Genomic DNA, 15,976 nt, shown 5'->3' with positions numbered 1-15,976 from the left:
CCGGTGGCCGCCGTCCCGTCCCGCCGCGGTACGGGGACCCACCGCGCCGGAACCGACCGGCGCCACGGACGGGAGGTGCGGGTGCTCGCCAGCGACACCACCGGCACCCTGGCGCCCCCGCCCGGTCGCGAGCCGGCCGCCCGGCCCGGCCGCGGGCTGCCGGCCCGGCTGGGCCGGACCGCGCTGGCCGCGGCCGGCGGGGCGCTGGTGTTCCTCGCCTTCCCCGGCTGGTCGCTGTGGTGGCTGGCGCCGCTCGGCCCGGCCGCTCTCGCCCTGGCCGCGCACGGCCAGCGGGCCCGCACCGGCGCCTGGCTGGGCCTGGTGCTGGGCCTGACCTGCTTCGTCCCGCTGCTGTCGTGGAGCGGCGTCTTCGTCGGCGCTCTTCCCTGGCTGGCCCTGGCCGGCTCGCAGGCCGCCTACGTCGCGGTGCTGGGCGCGGCCACCGCCGTGGTGAGCCGGTGGCCGGCCTGGCCGCTGTGGGCGGCGGCGTTGTGGGTGGCCCAGGAGGCGCTGCGCGGGCGGTGGCCCTTCGGCGGCTTCGCGTGGGGCCGGCTGGGCTTCAGCCAGACCGAGGGGCCCTTCCTGGCGCTGGCCGGCTACGGCGGGGCGCCGCTGGTGGGCTTCGCCGTGGCGCTGACCGGCACCCTGCTGGCCGCCGCGGTGCTGGCCGGGGCCCGCTCCCGGCGGAGGGCCGCCGCGGCCGCGCTCGCCGGGGCCGTGGCCGTGCCGCTGGCCGGGTGGGCCGCCTGGGCCCCGCTGGCCGGGCCCTCGCTCACCGCCGGCGGCCGCACCGCCACCGTCGCCGTGGTGCAGGGCGGCGTGCCCGAGCCGGGCCTGGACTTCAACGCCCGCCGCCGGGCGGTGCTGGACAACCACGTCGCGCAGACCGTGCGGCTGGCCGAGGCGGTCGCGGCGGGGGAGCGGCCCCGGCCGGACCTGGTCATCTGGCCGGAGAACAGCTCCGACATCGACCCCTTCGCCAACGCCGACGCCGCCCGCGCGATCAGCCGCGCCGCCGCGGCGGTCGACGCCCCCGTGCTGGTCGGCGCGGTCGTGGACGGGCCGGGGGAGTTCATCAGCAACACCGCGATCGTCTGGGACCCCGAGGACGGGCCCGGCGACACCTACGTCAAGCAGCACCCGGTGCCCTTCGCCGAGTACGTGCCCTTCCGGTCGTTCTTCCGCCTGTTCAGCGACAAGGTCGACCTCGTGCGGCGCGACTTCGCCGCCGGCACCGAGCCGGGGGTCCTCGACATCGGCGGCACGCGGATCGCCGACGTCATCTGCTTCGAGGTCGTCGACGACGGGCTGGTGCGCGACGCGGTCCGGGCCGGGGCGGGGATGGTCGTCGTGCAGACCAACAACGCCACCTTCGGCTACACCGACGAGAGCGCCCAGCAGGTCGCCGCCGCGCAGGTGCGGGCCGTGGAGTTCGGCCGCTCGGTCGCGCTGGCCTCGACCAGCGGCATCTCGGCGGTCATCGCCCCCGACGGGTCGCTGGTGCACGCCTCGGGGCTGTACACCTCGGCGGTGTTCGTCGAGGAGATCGCCCAGCGCGACGCCGCCACGGTCGCCGAGCGGGTCGGCGCGGGGCCGGAGTGGCTGCTCACCGCGCTGGGCGCCGGCGCGGTGCTGGCCGCCGCCGGGCCGGCGCTGGCCCGCCGCCGGGCGGTCGCGTGAACCGGGTGCTGGTCGTCGTCCCCACCTACGACGAGCGGGACAACCTCGAGCCCGTCCTCGCCCGGCTGCACGCGGCGCTGCCCGACGCGCACGCCCTGGTGGTGGACGACGCCTCGCCCGACGGCACCGGCGAGCTGGCCGAGCGGCTGGCCGCCGCGGACCCCCGGGTGCACGTGCTGCGCCGGCCGGCCAAGCAGGGGCTCGGGCCGGCCTACGTGGCCGGGTTCCGCTGGGCCCGCGCCCGCGGTTACCCGGTGCTGGTGGAGATGGACGCCGACGGGTCGCACCACCCCGAGCAGCTGCCGGCCCTGCTGGCCGCCCTGGACGGCGGCGCCGACCTGGTCCTGGGTTCCCGGTACGTGCCGGGCGGGCGGGTCGAGGACTGGCCGGCCCACCGGCTGCTGCTGTCCCGGGCGGGCAACGTGTGGACCCGCTGGTCGCTGCGCCTGCCGCTGGCCGACGCCACCGGCGGCTTCCGCGCCGTCCGCGGGGAGCTGGTCGACCGGCTGCCGTTCGACGAGGTCGCCAGCCAGGGCTACTGCTTCCAGGTCGACTGGGCCTGGCGGGCGGTCCGCGCCGGCGCCCGGGTGGTCGAGGTGCCGATCACGTTCACCGAGCGCGCCCGGGGGCGGAGCAAGATGACGCCCTCGATCGTTGGAGAGGCATTGGTACGGGTCACCGCGTGGGGCCTGCAGGACCGGCTGGCCGATCGGCTGCCGGGCCGGGTCCGCCGCCCCGTGCCGGGACGGGTCCGCGACGGCGGGCGGTCGAGCGCGGTCCGATAGGCGGGCCGGGTCCGCACCGCCGGGACGGGCCGGGGAGTGCCGTGGACCGCACCCACCGCGTGGGCAGCCGCATCCGGCTCGCCGTCGCGCTGGCCGCCGCCGTCGAGGTGGCCGTCGTCGTGCTGGTGGCCGGCTGGATCGGCATCGGCTGGACCCTGCTGGCCATGCTCGCCACCAGCGCGCTCGGCTGGGTCCTGCTGGCCCGCCAGGGCACCCGGGCGCTGGCCGACCTGCGGGAGCGGGCCCGCTCGGGCCGCGCGCCGGGCCGGGCCCTGGGTGACGCCGGGCTGATCGCCGTGGGCGGCCTGCTCATGGTGCTGCCCGGGTTCGTCGGCGACCTGCTGGGCCTGCTGTGCCTGCTGCCCCCGACCCGGTTCCTCGTGCGCGGGCTGGTGGCCCGGGTGCTCGCCGACCGCATCCCGGTGGCGCTGCGCGGCCCGGTGCGCGTGCGCAGCGCCCGGGTGGAGGAGGTCGAGGTCCAGGAGGTCTGGCGGCCCGGCCCGCAGCCGCGGGCGGCCCGGCCGCGGGTCATCGAGGGCGAGGTCGCCGAGGGCCAGGCCGTCGACGGCCAGGTCGTCGAGGGCCAGGCCGTCCCCGGAGCGCACCGCGACGGCCCGGCCGGACGCCCGTAGCCGCCGCGCCCGACCGCCCACCGGCCCCGGACGCGCGACGGCCCCGGTGGGGCATCCCACCGGGGCCGTCGACGGGGCCGGGACGGCCCGGCGCTCAGCTGGCGCGGGTGCGCCGCCCGCGCAGCACCTCGAGGCGCTCGGCCAGGACCTCCTCGAGGTCCTCGACCGACCGCCGCTCGAGCAGCATGTCCCAGTGCGTCCGCGGCGGCTTGACCTTCTTCGGGGTCGGCTCGGCGCCGCCGACCAGCCGCGCGGCGGAACCGTCGAACTTGCACTCCCAGGTGTCGGGGAGCTCGGCATCGTCGGCGAAGGGCACCGTGAACAGGTGACCCGAGGGGCACCGGTACTCCGCGTACTGCCGCTCGATCGGCGCGGTGTTCCGCTCGGTCTCGTAGCTCACGCTGCCCAGTCGGCTGCCCCGCAGGGAACGCTCGCCCATGGCACACCGTCCTCTCGTGCAAGTGGTGTCGGTCGGTCCTCGACGTCGCAGGCAGGTGATACCCACCGGACGGGAGAGTCGACAGGACCAACGACAGAATTCGCGGAGAGATTCCGCAGAGACGGTTACGGATCATCTCATGGGGTGGTATCGGTGGTCTCGGCGACCCCCCGGACGGGTCAGGGGAGCGCCAGCTGCCCCGGACCGGCCGCGGTCGGGCCGAGCTGGCCGAGCACGTGGTGGCGCCGGCACAGCACCTGGTAGTGGACGTCGGCGTCCTCGCCCGGCGCCGAGGTGGGGGCGGTGTCGGCGACCACGACCGTCTCCCCCTCCCGGACCAGCACGCCGGCCGCGACCCGGGCGTTGAGCAGCCCGGGCAGCCCGCACCAGCACAGCACCTCGACCTGCACCCGCTGCACGTCGTCGGCGACCTCGAGCAGCCGCTGCGTACCGGGGAACAGCCGGGTCCGGAAGTCGGTGGTCAGGCCGAAGGCGTAGACGTCGACGTGCGACTCGTCGACGAGCTCGGCGAGCTGGTCGACCTGGGCGGGGGTGAGGAACTGGGCCTCGTCGACGATCAGGTAGTCGACCCGCTCGCCCCCGGCCCAGGACGCGCGCACCAGCAGCCGCAGGTCGGTGTCCGGGGCGACCTCGACGGCCTCGCGGCACAGCCCCACCCGGGAGGAGATCCGCGGCCGCGCCGACCGGTCGCCCTGGGTGAGCAGGATCCCGCGGCGGCCCTGCCGGCTCTGGTTGTGGTCGACCTGGAGGGCCAGCGTGGACTTGCCGCAGTCCATGGGCCCGTGGAAGAAGCGCAGGTGCGCCGGGGCGGGGTGGCGGCGGCGGTCGCCGGCCGCCGGCACCGCGGAGAGCACCCGACCGCCGGCGGGATCGACGTCGAGCGGGGAGGTCACAGGCGCTCCGGTGGGGTGTTGCCCGCGGCCAGGACGGCGCGGCGGATCGGCAGCGCGGCCAGCGCGACGAAGCCGGCCACGAAGAAGACGACGAGGCTGACGATGGCGTACCGGTAGGAGCCGGTCAGCTGGTAGGTCAGCCCGAAGGCCAGGGGGCCCAGCCAGCTGGTGCCACGGTCGCTGATCTCGTAGAAGCCGTAGTACTCGGCCTCCTTGCCCAGCGGGATCAGCTGGCTGAACAGCGACCGGGACAGCGCCTGCGTGCCCCCCTGCACCAGCCCGATGACCGCGGCGAGGGCGTAGAACTGCCCGACCGCCCCGGCCTCGAGGAAGAACGCGGCGACCAGCACGCCGATCCACGCCAGGAGGCTGCCGAGGACGACCCGCTTGGCGCCGTACCGGGCGGCCAGCCGGCCCAGCGCCAGCGCCCCGGCGATCGCCACCACCTGCACCATGAGGATCGCCCCGGTGAGCACCGACTGCTCCAGGCCCAGCTCCTCGACGGCGTAGGTCGCCGACAGCGAGATCACCGTCTGGACGCCGTCGTTGAACAGCAGGTAGGCGCCGAGGAACCACAGGGTCAGCGGGAAGGCCCGCATCTCCCGCAGCGTGGTCGCCAGCTGCCGGAAGCCGGTGCGCGACCGGACGGCGTCGACGTCGCGGACCGGCCGGTTGCGCAGCCGGGAGACCGTGAACACGGTGAACCCGCCCCACCACAGGCCGGCGGTGGCCAGGCAGATCCGCACCGCCTCCCCGGTGGTCAGCCCCAGCGACGGCGCGCCGAGCACCAGGCCGAGGTGCACGGCCAGCAGCAGCGCCCCGCCGACGTAGCCGAAGGCCCACCCGCGGCTGGAGACCAGGTCCCGCTCGTCGGGGCCGGCGAGGTCGGGCAGCCACGAGTAGTAGACGACGGTGGCCGCGCCGAAGGCGATGTTGGCCAGCGCGAACAGCACCGCACCGAGCAGCCACCGCCCGTCGGCCACGAAGAACAGCCCGGTCGTGGCCAGCGCGCCCAGCGCGGTGGCCCCCGCCAGCATCTCCCGCTTGCGGCCGGTGCGGTCGGCCACCGCACCGGTCAGCGGGAGCACGAGGACCTGCAGCAGCACCGAGACCGACAGCACGTAGGAGAACCAGCTGCCCGGGGGGATGGACAGCCCCAGCAGGTCCAGGCGCCCGTCCGGGCCGGCGCCGTCCTCGGCCACGGCGGTCAGGTAGGGGCCGAGGAAGACCGTGGTGACGCTGGTGTTGAACACCGACATCGCCCAGTCGTAGGAGTACCAGCCGAACCGCTCGCGGCGCAGGGCCGGGTCGGCGGGCACGGTGGCGCTGCTCGTCACCGGCGCAGGGTGGCAGCCGGCAGGACGCCGGTCCACCCGGCACGCAGGGACGCCCGCCGGCCGGGGGTCAGGGGGTGTGCCACTGGCCGCGCTTCTCCAGGACCTCGCGCAACATCGCCGGCCGGTCGGTCATGATGCCGTCCACGCCCAGGTCGAGCAGCGCGCTCACCTCCGCCTCGGTGTCCACCGTCCACACGTGCACCTGCAGCCCGCGGGCGTGCGCCGCGGCGACGAACCGCTCGTCGACCAGCGCGCGCCCCCCGAGCTGCAGCGGCACCTGCGCGCACCCGGCCGGGATGCGCACCAGCCCGGCCGCCCGCGGCGAGTAGGACGACAGCCGCAGCGCCGCCACCCCGCGCGGCCCCAGCGAGGTGCACACCGAGGGGCCGAAGATGCGGCGCACCGCGGCCAGCCGGGCGTCGGAGAACGAGGCCAGGCACAGCCGGTCGGCGACGCCCATGCGCCGCACCAGCCGGGCGAGCGGGGCCAGCACCCCCGCGGCCTTGACGTCGAGGTTGAACCGGACGTCCGGCCAGGCGGCCAGCAGGTCCTCCAGCCGCAGCAGCGGCTCGCGGCCGCCGATGCGCGCCGTGGCGACCTCCGCCCACGGCAGCTGGTCGATCCGCCCGGAGCGGTCGGTCACCCGGTCCAACGTCGGGTCGTGGAACGCGACGGGCACCCCGTCGGCGGTCACCCGGACGTCGGTCTCCAGGTAGCGGTAGCCGAGCCGGACGCACGCCTCGAAGGCCGGCGCGGTGTTCTCCAGGTGCTCGATGGCACCCCCGCGGTGGGCCATCGCGATGGGCAACGGCCCCTCGAGGAAGGCGTACCGGGCGGCGACCACGGGCGACACGCTAACGCCGCAGGTCGCCGGGCCGGTCACCACCCGGTCCCGGTCACCGTCCCCGGGCCACCGCAGCCGCCATCCGGGTGACGATGTCCTCCAGCACCGGACGCGGGGTGGCCAGGTTCAACCGGACGTGGCCGCCGCCGGGGGAGCCGCACTCGGGCCCGTCGACCAGCCCGACGCCGGCCGCCTCGAGGAAGAACGCCCCCGCCGACGCGGGCAGCGCCAGGTCGCGGCAGTCCAGCCAGGCCAGGTAGGTGCCCTCCGGCGGGGTCCACCGCACCGCGGGGAGGTGCTCGGCCAGCAGCTCCCCGAGCCGCCGCCGGTTGCCGTCCAGGTAGGCCAGCACGTCGGCCAGCCACGGGCCGCCCTCGGTGTAGGCCACGGTGGCCGCCAGCACCCCGGGGGTGGAGGCGCCGTGGTCGAACAGGAACGCCACCTCGGCCCACTGCCGCGCGTCCTCCTCGTTCGACAGGATCAGCTGCGCGGCCTTGAGACCGGGCAGGTTCCAGGCCTTGGACGCCGAGGTCGCGGTGATCGTGTGGGTCGCGGTGGCGGGGGAGAGGGAGGCGTAGGGGACGTGCCGCGCCCCCGGGTACACCAGCGGCGCGTGGATCTCGTCGGCGAACACCCGGGCCCCGGCGTCCTCGACCACCTCGGCGAGGGCCCGCTGCTCGTCGGCGCCGAAGACCCGGCCCAGCGGGTTGTGCGGGTTGGTGTGCACCAGCAGCGCGCCGCCGGCGGCGAAGGCGCGGGCGATGCCGTCGAGGTCGTAGCCGTACCGGCCGTCCGCCCCCTGCCGGAGCGGCACCTCCAGCAGCGGGCGGCCGAGCAGCCCGGGCAGGGTGAGGAACGGCATGTAGGCCGGGGTGGGCAGGACGACGGGGCTGCCCGGCGGGGTGAAGTGGTCGATCGCGACCCGCAGCCCGGCCACGACGTCGGCCAGCGGGCTGATCCACCGCGCCGGCACCTCCCAGCCGTAGCGCTCGGCGTACCAGCGGGCGCAGGCCCGCGCCATGGCGTCGGCCGCCCCGGGGGTCAGGTAGCCGAAGCGGGCGGCGTCCACGGCCTCGTGCAGGGCCCGGGTGACCTCCGGCGCGGTGCCGAAGTCCATCTCGGCGACCCACGCCCCGAGCGCCGGCGGGTCGTGCCGGGTCCACTTCAGGCTGCCCGCCGCGCGCAGGGCCTCGGCGCTGAGCGCGTCGAAGCCGGTCGTCGGGTCCGCGGCCACCGCTCCTCCTCCCCGGCGGATCGTGCTCCCGCCGTTACACCGCCCGGTCGGGCGTGTCCACCGGTTCGGTCACCGGTGGGGTCTACGGTGCCCACCGTGGCAGATCAGCAGGTCCGGCAGGTGACCGCGGAGGAGGCGACGACCGGTCTCCCCACGCCCCGCAGCGACGGCGCCGGCGAGCGGCGCTGCGGCTGGTGCCGGCGGGTGCTGCCGCAGACGGGCTCGGTGGGCCGGCCGCGGCAGTACTGCGGGCAGGCCTGCCGGCAGCGGGCCTACGAGCAGCGCTCGGCCACCGCGAAGGCCGGGCTGTCCGGCGACGTCGTCCTGGTCAGCCGCGCCGAGCTCGACGGCCTGCAGGACCGGCTCTACCAGCTGCGCTGCGCGCTGGAGGACGTCGAGACCCTGCTGTCCGAGCGGCCGACCAAGGCCGAGCTCGAGCGTTCCCTGGCCGACCTCGTGCGCTCGACCGGCCGGCTCGACCGGCTGTGGGTGGCCGAGCGCCGCTGACGACCTCCGCGGCGCCGGTCAGTCCGGGTCGTGGGTGTCGTCGTCGTTGCCCTCCTCGGCGTCGTGGATGTTCGGCAGGTTCTCCCGGTCGGCCTCCTCCGGCGAGAGCGTCTGCTCGGAGCCGGAGTCCTCGGTGGTCCCCTCGTCGGGGGTGGCGGGTGAGCCGCAAGCCGCCACCGTCGCCGCACCACCGAACAGGGCCAGGGCGGTCGCCAGCGTGGCGAGCGGACGTCTGAGTTGCATGACATCGACCCTACGAAGCCGACGGGGTGCGCGCCCGTCGAGCCCCCGCGCACCCCGCACATTGCGTCACTGTGACGTAATCGGGGGTGGATCGGCGGACCCGGGGGAGCCGGCTCGGCGGCGGTCCCGGGGGCGGTCTCGGTGCTCGGGTCGCGGCCGGCCGGGGCGGCGCGGCCGGCCGGGGCGGCGCGGGCGCCCGGACGGGGCGAGCGGCCGGGTCGGCGGGGCGACCGGCGGTCACCAGCAGGCACCGGCGGGCATCCGGTGGCCGCACGGACCGACCCGCAGGGACCGACCGGCACGGGCGGAGCCGCCCGAGGCGGCGCTGCGAGAAGCCGTGACGCCGCGAACCCGGCCGCGTCGGCGGTCCGGGCGACCTGCCCACGCACGGCCGACCGGACCGCCGGACGAGCTCCTGTCCCGCCTCGTCAACTGACCGCCGATAATGCACATTATGTCAACTAGAGCGGAGGGGACGCGGGTGCGGCGCCTCCCCGCGCCTCGACCGGCTCGCTGAGCGCGGCCGGTGACACCGGCTCACCGGAGGGTCGCGACGTCGTAGTCGGCGAAGCGGCGGTCGCTGCTGACCAGGACGAGACGGCGGCGCTGGGCCTGGGCGATGAGCATCCGGTCGAACGGGTCGTCGTGGTGCCGCGGCAACGCACCGGCTGCCAGTCCGTCCTCGACGGTGACCGGCAAGGCGTCGAATCCCTGTCGGTCGACCTCCTCCGCCAGGCTGCTCGGGACGGCCAGCTTGCCGAGTGCCGCCTTGATCGCCGCCTCCCATGCCGAGGCGGCGGAGACGAGCACCGTCGAGGCAGGGTCGGCGATCGCCTCCTGCATCGTCGGCGTCAGCCGTTCGTCGCCGAACAGCCACCACAGCAGGACGTGGGTGTCCAGCAGCAGCATCAGCCCGTCTCGCCGCGGAAGGCGGCCAGCACGCTCTCCGGCGTCTCGTCGAAGTCGTCGGCGAGGTACCCCCGACCCCGCCACGCACCGGGCTGCCGCGGCTCTCGGGCCACGGAGACGAGGACGAGACGGGCGACGGGCTTGCCGGAGCGGGCGATGACGACGTCCTCCCCCGCCTCGACCGCCTCCAGCAGCCGGGACAGGTGCGTCTTCGCCTCGTGCACGTTCACCGTCCGCACCATGCCGCCAGTGTGCTTGGCTAAGTCGGACTAGGTCAAGAGGTCACCCGCCCGTCAGGACGACGCGGTTGCCGTCCGGGTCGGTCAGCCGCAGGACCCGGGACGAGGTGGCCTGCTCCGGTCCGGGGTGGTCGATCCCGTCGCCGCGCAGCCGCGCCGCGACCTCGTCGAGGCCGTCGACGTCGAGCACCACGGTCGAGCCCCCCGCCCGCGGCGGCTCGACCCACACCTGCACCCCCGACCCGCCGGTCAGGTGCCACTCGAGCAGTCCGTCCATCGGCCGGGCGTCCGGCCGGCGGCCGAACAGGGTCGTGTACCAGCGCTCGGCGGCGGGCAGATCGCGGACGGTGGCCTGGGCGAGGACGCCTCGGAACGTCACGGCATCTCCTCCGGTCGGGGGACTCCTGCCTGTGCAGCGACGACCGGGCGGGCGTCGGGAACTGATCGCCGCTACCTCAGCCCGCCTGCGCCAGGCGGACCCGCGGGTCGAGGGCGGCCACCGCGACGTCGGCGAGGGCGTTGGCCACGATGACCACCGCCATGACCACCGCGGTGAGCCCGAGCAGCAGCGCGCGGTCCCGGTCGCGGATCGCCTCGACCAGCGCGGCGCCCAGCCCGGGCATGCCGAACACCTGCTCGACCACGATGAGGCCGACGAACAGCTGGCCCACGGTAGCGGCCACGAAGGTCACCACCGCGGTCAGCGCCGGCCGCAGCGCGTGGACGCCGACGACGCGCACCGGCCGCAGCCCGCGGCTGCGGGCGGCGTGCACGTACGGCGAGGCCAGCGCGTCGGAGAGCTCGGCGCGGGTCACCAGGGCGACGTAACCGGTCGACAGCGCCGCCAGGGCCAGCACGGGGAGCACGTAGGTGTCCGCCTCCCCCGACCCCCCGGTGAGCGGCAGCCAGCCGAGCTCGAGCCGAACACCACGCGCAGCGCCGACGCCGCCACCAGCACCGGCGTGCCGACCAGCAGCAGCGCGACCGCGTAGACACCGACCCCGCCGCGCCGACTGCCGGCCGCCAGCGCACCGGCGACCACGCCCACCACCGACTGCACCACCAGCGCGCCGAGGAGGACGACCGCGCTCACCGGGGCCGTCGTCGCCACGACCGCGCTCACCTCGGGCCCGCCACCGGGGTCACCCCAGGCGTCGACGGGGAAGCCCCGGCCGAGGTCCCCGGTCACGACGTCGCCCACCCACAGCAGGTACTGCACCGGCAGCGGCTCGTCGAGGTGGTACTGGGCGGTGACCGCGTCGTAGACCTCCTCCGGCGGCGGCCGGTCGCCGAACAGGCCGCGCACCGGGTCGCCGGGCAGCAGGGTGACCGCGACGAAGACCAGGGTCAGCGCCGCCCACAGGCTGGCCACCATCTGCACGGCCCGGCGGGCGACGAAGGCGCTCACCGGCACATCCTGGCAGCGGCGCGCGCCGGGAGGAGGCGGCGGCGGGACGGCGGCGATCCGGTACGGCACACTCCCCCGGTGCTCCCGCGTCCGGCCCGGCGCCCGGTCAACGTGCCGCTGCTGCTCGCCGTCGTGCTGCTGGGCACGCTGACGGCGATGGCGCTCGTTCCCGACGCCTTCACCGACGCCGACCCCCGCGACTGCAGCCTGGCGGACTCGCTGCGGCCGCCGAGCCGGGAGCACCCGTTCGGCTTCGACCTCTTCGGCTGCGACTACGCCGCCCGGACCGTCCACGGCACGCGGACGTCGCTGCTGCTGGCCGCCGCCGTGGTCGCCGGCACCGCGCTCCTGGCCCTCGTGGTCGGCACGCTGGCCGGGTACGCCGGCGGGGTCGTCGACGCGCTGGTCTCCCGGGTGACCGACGTGTGGTCGGGCATCCCGATCGTGCTCGGCGGGCTGGTGCTGCTCAGCGTCACCCAGGAGCGCGGGCTGGTGCAGGTGGTCGTCGTCCTCACCGTGTTCAGCTGGCCCCCGATGGTGCGGGTGATGCGCGCGGCCACCCAGCGGACCAAGGAGCTGGATTTCGTCACGGCCGCCCGCGCGCTCGGGGTGGGCCGGCTGCGGCTGGTCCGCCGGCACGTGCTGCCGTCGGCCCTGCGGCCGCTCGCGGTGTTCGCCAGCGGCTACGCCGGGGTGCTCATCTCCACCGAGGCCATCCTGACCTTCGCCGGGGTGGGCCTGCAGCGGCCGGCGCAGTCGTGGGGCATCCAGCTGCAGCAGGCCCAGGAGCGGGTGCTGCAGGCACCGCACCTGCTGGTCTTCCCGGGGCTGTTCCTGGTCGCCGCCGTCCTGGGCTGCGTGCTGCTGGGCGAGGGGCTGCGCGCCCGGTCGCCGGGACGGCGATGAGTCCGGGCGCGCCCACCGGTCAGCACCCCACCGACCCCCGACCGCCGGAGGACCCCGTGCCCGCGACCATCCGCCCCGTCCTCGTCACGCCGGACCTCGACCGGCTGCTGGGCTTCTACACCGGCCTGCTGGGGGCCGAGGAGACGATGCGCTTCCCCGAGCAGGGCCCCGTCTCCTACGTCGGCCTGCGCCTCGGGGACTCCGAGCTGGGCATCTCCACCGACGCCTCGGTGCCGACCGGCCCGCCCGGGCGCGTGCTGCTCAGCATCGAGGTGGCCGACGTCGACGCCCTCCTCCCCCGGGCCGGTGAGCTCGGCGGGTCGGCGGGCCCGGCGAACGACATGCCGTGGGGCCAGCGGGTGGCGCACGTGACCGACCCGGACGGCAACCTGGTCAATCTGACGCGGACCCGGTGAGCCGCCGGTGACCCCGCGGCCCGACGGCACCCGCGGCATCCTGCACCCGGCGGCGATCCCGGACGTCTTCACCCTCGACCGCCGGCCGCCGACGCCGGCGACGGCCGACCTGGTGGCCGTCTTCTGGCAGGTGCGCTGGGACCTCCCACCGGGCGTGGTGCACGAGTCGCTGGTGCTGTCCTTCCCGGCGGTGAACCTCTCGGTGGAACCCGACGGCGTCTGGGTGACCGGACCGGTCTCGGGCACCTACCGGCGGCCGCTGCGGGGCGCGGCGACGGTGCGCGCGGTCCGCTTCCGGGCGGCCGGCTTCCGGCGCCTGGTCGAGGGCCCGGTGAGCCGGCTGCGCGACCGGGTGGTCCCGGCCGCCGACCTGCTGCCCGTGCCCGCGGACCTCGCCGAGCGGGTGCGCACCGCCGCCGACCCGCAGGAGGCGCAGCGCGTGCTGGACGAGTGGCTGGGCGGCCTGCCCCGCCGGTGTGCCTCCGGGTGCGAGGACGCCGAGGCGGCGGTCGCCCTGGTGGAGGCCGACCGCACCCTCACCCGCGTCGACCGGCTCGCCGAGCGCACCGGCTACGGCGTGCGGGCCCTGCAGCGGCTGTTCACCGACCAGGTCGGGCTGCCGGTCAAGCTGGTCGTCCGGCACGCGCGGCTGCGCGAGGTCGCCGAGCGGGCCCTGACCGGGGACGTCGACTGGGCCGCGGTGGCCGCCGAGCTCGGGTACAGCGATCAGGCGCACCTGGTCCGGGACTTCACCGCCGCGGTCGGCACGCCCCCGGCCCGGTACGCCCGGCGGTCGCGTTCCTCCAAGACCGCCGGCGGGCGCACTCCCTAGCGTCGGGGCATGACGACGAGCACGCTGCCGGCCACCTACGACCGGCTCGCCGAGGCGGCGGCGGAGGCCGCCCGGATCGCCCGCGGCGCGGCCCGCGCGCCGCTGGACTCCCCCACCCCCGACGCCGGGTGGGACCTGCGGGCGCTGGTCAACCACTGGGTCCTCTACAGCGCGCACGGCCTGGAGCGGCGGGCCCGGCGGGAGCCGCTGACCGAGGAGCTCACCGCCCGTGACTTCGCCGGGGAGCCGGACTGGGCGGAGCGCTACGCCGCGCAGCTGGACCGCGCGCTGGCCGCCTGGCGGGACCCGGCGGCGTGGGAGGGCGAGATCGACCTCGGTGGCATGCGGGTGCCGGCGGCCGACGTGGCGGGGATGCTGGTCAAGGAGCTGGTGCTGCACGGCTGGGACGTCGCGCGGGCGACCGGCCAGGAGATCACCGTGCCCGAGGCGACGGCCCGACTCGTGCTCGACCTCGTCGTCGAGCACGGCGCGCTGTTCCGGGAGCACGGCGGTTTCGCCGGTGAGCTGCCGGTCCCGGCCGGCGCCGGCACCCTGGAGCGCGCCCTGCGGCTGTCCGGTCGGGACCCGGCCTGGCGGCCGTGACGTCCCCGGACGTGCACCACCGCCCGGAGGTCCGTCCCCCCACATGTCACTCCGGCCCCAGCCACCGGGACACCTGCGGCTCCAACACGGCGAGCACGATCGCCAGAGGCCCGATGACCCACGCAACCGCATCGGTGGCACGTTCGGCGTCGTCCGTCACCCACTCCTGCACCGGCCAGGCGACGGCCGCTGCGACACCCACTGCCAGGACCGCGCCGAAGGCCAAGCGGAGCAGCGTCCGCCGTGCTGCTCGAGCGGCTCGCACCGGCCGGTGGAACGCCAGCACCACCAGGACGATCAGGCACCCCACCACGGTGCCGAAGGCATCCCAGTCGCCCTCGCCGGTGAACAACACCACCGATCCGGCGAGACCCGCGAAGACCAGGGCCGCGCTGTCGACGCCCCGCAGGGCACCCTCGGCGGCGCCGGGCGGGGCCGGAACGGGTTGTCGGGGCGTGGCCACCACGGGAGGGTCGTCTTCCCACGGCGCGCCGGACAGAGGCCCACGACCCTGGGGTCTCAGCCTCGGATCACCGTCCCGGCCTGGCGGCCGGAGGGAGTCAGCGGGCGGTGACCGCCACCCGCACGCCCAGGGCGACGAGCACGGTGCCGCTGACCGCCTCCAGCCGCCGCCGCACCCGGGGCCGGCGGAACCACGCCCCGGCCCGGGCGACCGCGGCCGCCAGGCCCAGGTAGAGCGCGGTCTCCAGGGTGACCTGCAGCAGCGCCAGGACGGCGGTGGTGGCGAACACCGGGCCGTCGGCGGGGACGAACTGCGGGTAGAACGCGAGCATGAAGACGGCGGCCTTCGGGTTGGCCAGCTGCACCACCAGGCCCTCGCCGAACGCCGCCCACCAGCGCCGGGCCCCCGTGGCCGGGACCGGCGCCGGCGCCTCCTCCCCGCGGTCGCGCCACGCCGCCCGCCAGGCCCGCAGCCCGAGCCACAGCAGCACCACCGCTCCGACGACCCGGAGCACCACGTAGGCGACCTCGGAGGCGGCCACGAGGGCGGCGAACCCGGCCCCGGCGGCCAGCGCCCACAGGTACAGGCCGAGCTCGAGCCCGAGGACGGTGGGGACCGCGCCGGCCAGCCCGCGCAGCGCCGCGCGCCGCACGACGAGCGCCATCGCCGGGCCGGGCGAGGCGGAGATGAGCAGCACCGCCAGCACGAAGGCGGGCAGGGTGCCGAGGAGGTCCACGCCCGGATGCTCGCACCCGGTGCCCGGCCGGTCGAGCAGGTTCCCGGGCGGGACACCCCGGGATCACCGTGGGCGGGTCCCGCCTCCTGCCGGGCCGGTCGGGTTGACTGCCGACCCGTGGACGTCGTGCAGCGGTTCTGGACCCGCGTCACCACCCCGGTGCCGGACCTGCCGACCGCCGTGCTCCTCGCCGCGCTGGCCGTGGCGGTCGTCGTGGTGCTGACCCCGGCGCTGTGGCGCCCGGCCCGCACCGTGGTGACCATCGCGCACGAGGGCGCCCACGGCCTGGCGGCGCTGGCCGCCGGACGGCGCCTGGCGGGGATCCGGCTGCACTCGGACACCTCCGGGCTCACCGTGTCCGCCGGCCGCCCCACCGGGGCCGGCATGGTCCTCACCTGCGCGGCGGGCTACCCCGGTCCGGCGCTGGCCGGGCTGGGCGCGGCGGCGCTGCTGGCCGCCGGGCACGCGGCCGGGCTGCTGTGGGCGCTGCTGCTCCTGCTGGCGCTGCTGCTGGTGCAGATCCGCAACTGGTACGGCCTGTGGGCGGTGCTGGCCACCGCCGCGGTGGTGTTCGCCGTCACCTGGTGGCTGCCGGCCGCGGCGCAGGCCGCGTGCGCCGCGGCCGGCACCTGGTTCCTGCTGCTGGCCGCCCCGAAGGCCGTCGTCGAGCTGCAGCGCGCCCGCCGCCGCCGGGCCGCGCCGGACTCCGACGCCGACCAGCTGGCGCGGCTCACCGGCCTGCCCGCGCTGCTGTGGGTGGGGTTGTTCCTGCTCGTGGACGCCGGCGCGCTGCTGCTGGGCGGCTGGTGGCTGCTCGGCGACGGCCGGCTGCCCGGCTGACCGGGCCCG

At 76.6% G+C, this 15,976-nt stretch carries 22 protein-coding genes; 9 read left to right on the top strand and 13 right to left on the bottom strand.

Translation table 11 applies throughout. The features are described 5' to 3' along the window. The first annotated feature begins 81 nt into the window (after positions 1–81). From lnt to D0Z06_RS14460, 3 genes are read left to right on the top strand one after another with little or no spacing between them, the layout of a single operon-like run. A complete protein-coding gene (lnt, locus tag D0Z06_RS14470) occupies positions 82–1,680 on the top strand; it encodes an apolipoprotein N-acyltransferase (protein ID WP_233517685.1) in 1,599 nt (532 codons plus the stop codon). Then, positions 1,677–2,465 carry a polyprenol monophosphomannose synthase gene (locus D0Z06_RS14465; RefSeq protein ID WP_117378140.1) on the top strand — a complete coding sequence of 263 codons (789 nt, stop codon included), beginning with the start codon at positions 1,677–1,679 and terminating at the stop codon, positions 2,463–2,465. The genes lnt and D0Z06_RS14465 overlap by 4 nt, the downstream gene beginning before the upstream one ends. 41 nt (positions 2,466–2,506) lie before the next feature. Continuing rightward, complete coding sequence (locus D0Z06_RS14460) at positions 2,507–3,097, top strand: FxsA family protein (protein ID WP_233517684.1); 591 nt, start codon at positions 2,507–2,509, stop codon at positions 3,095–3,097. A 94-nt stretch (positions 3,098–3,191) separates the two neighbouring features. On the opposite strand, the gene D0Z06_RS14455 is transcribed toward D0Z06_RS14460, so the two are convergent. From D0Z06_RS14455 to D0Z06_RS14435, 5 genes are all read right to left on the bottom strand, one after another. After that, positions 3,192–3,536: an RNA polymerase-binding protein RbpA gene (locus D0Z06_RS14455; protein ID WP_117378139.1), complete on the bottom strand. Its 345-nt coding sequence runs from the start codon at positions 3,534–3,536 to the stop codon at positions 3,192–3,194. Between the two features lie 179 nt (positions 3,537–3,715). Beyond that, positions 3,716–4,450 (bottom strand): thymidine kinase, encoded by a 735-nt coding sequence (locus D0Z06_RS14450; protein WP_117378138.1) that lies wholly within the window; start codon positions 4,448–4,450, stop codon positions 3,716–3,718. After that, positions 4,447–5,787, bottom strand: a complete 1,341-nt coding sequence (locus D0Z06_RS14445; RefSeq protein WP_117378137.1) for an MFS transporter — start codon at positions 5,785–5,787, stop codon at positions 4,447–4,449. Before D0Z06_RS14445 ends, D0Z06_RS14450 begins: the two co-directional genes overlap by 4 nt. A 67-nt stretch (positions 5,788–5,854) precedes the next feature. Beyond that, complete coding sequence (locus D0Z06_RS14440) at positions 5,855–6,631, bottom strand: glycerophosphodiester phosphodiesterase (RefSeq protein ID WP_199522322.1); 777 nt, start codon at positions 6,629–6,631, stop codon at positions 5,855–5,857. 52 nt (positions 6,632–6,683) lie between these two features. Next, the gene (locus D0Z06_RS14435) at positions 6,684–7,865 is read right to left on the bottom strand and encodes a MalY/PatB family protein (RefSeq protein ID WP_117378136.1); all 1,182 of its coding nucleotides are present in this window, start codon (positions 7,863–7,865) and stop codon (positions 6,684–6,686) included. A 96-nt stretch (positions 7,866–7,961) separates the two neighbouring features. Here D0Z06_RS14435 and D0Z06_RS14430 point away from each other — a divergent pair, with 96 nt between their 5' ends. Then, positions 7,962–8,372, top strand: coding sequence for a hypothetical protein (locus D0Z06_RS14430; RefSeq protein ID WP_233517683.1), 411 nt, complete (start codon positions 7,962–7,964; stop codon positions 8,370–8,372). Between the two features lie 18 nt (positions 8,373–8,390). Here D0Z06_RS14430 and D0Z06_RS14425 read toward each other — a convergent pair whose 3' ends face one another. The 6 genes from D0Z06_RS14425 to D0Z06_RS14395 form a co-directional block, all read right to left on the bottom strand. Beyond that, the gene (locus D0Z06_RS14425; RefSeq protein WP_117378135.1) at positions 8,391–8,615 is read right to left on the bottom strand and encodes a hypothetical protein; all 225 of its coding nucleotides are present in this window, start codon (positions 8,613–8,615) and stop codon (positions 8,391–8,393) included. Positions 8,616–9,152: 537 nt separating this feature from the next. Next, positions 9,153–9,524: a type II toxin-antitoxin system VapC family toxin gene (locus D0Z06_RS14415; protein ID WP_233517682.1), complete on the bottom strand. Its 372-nt coding sequence runs from the start codon at positions 9,522–9,524 to the stop codon at positions 9,153–9,155. Further along, positions 9,524–9,766: a type II toxin-antitoxin system Phd/YefM family antitoxin gene (locus D0Z06_RS14410; protein ID WP_117378134.1), complete on the bottom strand. Its 243-nt coding sequence runs from the start codon at positions 9,764–9,766 to the stop codon at positions 9,524–9,526. The genes D0Z06_RS14415 and D0Z06_RS14410 overlap by 1 nt, the downstream gene beginning before the upstream one ends. Before the next feature lie 40 nt (positions 9,767–9,806). Then, positions 9,807–10,142, bottom strand: a complete 336-nt coding sequence (locus D0Z06_RS14405) for a VOC family protein (RefSeq protein ID WP_117378133.1) — start codon at positions 10,140–10,142, stop codon at positions 9,807–9,809. Between the two features lie 76 nt (positions 10,143–10,218). Beyond that, positions 10,219–10,629: an ABC transporter permease subunit gene (locus D0Z06_RS14400; protein WP_158579993.1), complete on the bottom strand. Its 411-nt coding sequence runs from the start codon at positions 10,627–10,629 to the stop codon at positions 10,219–10,221. Further along, positions 10,575–11,171, bottom strand: a complete 597-nt coding sequence (locus D0Z06_RS14395) for an ABC transporter permease family protein (protein ID WP_117378131.1) — start codon at positions 11,169–11,171, stop codon at positions 10,575–10,577. Before D0Z06_RS14395 ends, D0Z06_RS14400 begins: the two co-directional genes overlap by 55 nt. A gap of 78 nt (positions 11,172–11,249) precedes the next feature. Between D0Z06_RS14395 and D0Z06_RS14390 the strand changes: the two genes are divergently transcribed. From D0Z06_RS14390 to D0Z06_RS14375, 4 genes are read left to right on the top strand one after another with little or no spacing between them, the layout of a single operon-like run. Beyond that, positions 11,250–12,077: an ABC transporter permease gene (locus D0Z06_RS14390; protein ID WP_117378130.1), complete on the top strand. Its 828-nt coding sequence runs from the start codon at positions 11,250–11,252 to the stop codon at positions 12,075–12,077. 56 nt (positions 12,078–12,133) lie between these two features. Further along, a complete protein-coding gene (locus D0Z06_RS14385) occupies positions 12,134–12,493 on the top strand; it encodes a VOC family protein (RefSeq protein ID WP_233517681.1) in 360 nt (119 codons plus the stop codon). Between the two features lie 7 nt (positions 12,494–12,500). Continuing rightward, on the top strand, positions 12,501–13,325 hold the full coding sequence (locus D0Z06_RS14380; RefSeq protein ID WP_117378128.1) for a helix-turn-helix domain-containing protein: 825 nt from the start codon (positions 12,501–12,503) through the stop codon (positions 13,323–13,325). A gap of 9 nt (positions 13,326–13,334) precedes the next feature. After that, on the top strand, positions 13,335–13,928 hold the full coding sequence (locus D0Z06_RS14375; protein ID WP_117378127.1) for a TIGR03086 family metal-binding protein: 594 nt from the start codon (positions 13,335–13,337) through the stop codon (positions 13,926–13,928). Positions 13,929–13,974: 46 nt separating this feature from the next. On the opposite strand, the gene D0Z06_RS14370 is transcribed toward D0Z06_RS14375, so the two are convergent. Next, on the bottom strand, positions 13,975–14,394 hold the full coding sequence (locus tag D0Z06_RS14370; RefSeq protein ID WP_117378126.1) for a hypothetical protein: 420 nt from the start codon (positions 14,392–14,394) through the stop codon (positions 13,975–13,977). A gap of 94 nt (positions 14,395–14,488) precedes the next feature. Further along, positions 14,489–15,127 carry a LysE family translocator gene (locus tag D0Z06_RS14365; RefSeq protein ID WP_117378125.1) on the bottom strand — a complete coding sequence of 213 codons (639 nt, stop codon included), beginning with the start codon at positions 15,125–15,127 and terminating at the stop codon, positions 14,489–14,491. A 117-nt stretch (positions 15,128–15,244) separates the two neighbouring features. Here D0Z06_RS14365 and D0Z06_RS14360 point away from each other — a divergent pair, with 117 nt between their 5' ends. Next, the gene (locus tag D0Z06_RS14360) at positions 15,245–15,967 is read left to right on the top strand and encodes a M50 family metallopeptidase (protein ID WP_117378124.1); all 723 of its coding nucleotides are present in this window, start codon (positions 15,245–15,247) and stop codon (positions 15,965–15,967) included. The last annotated feature ends 9 nt before the right edge of the window (positions 15,968–15,976 follow it).

The organism is Geodermatophilus marinus, from assembly GCF_003428645.1.
In the GTDB taxonomy this organism is placed as follows: domain Bacteria; phylum Actinomycetota; class Actinomycetes; order Mycobacteriales; family Geodermatophilaceae; genus Geodermatophilus.
Note: the sequence above shows the minus strand (reverse complement) of the source record. Positions and strands in the feature narration are given on the sequence as shown.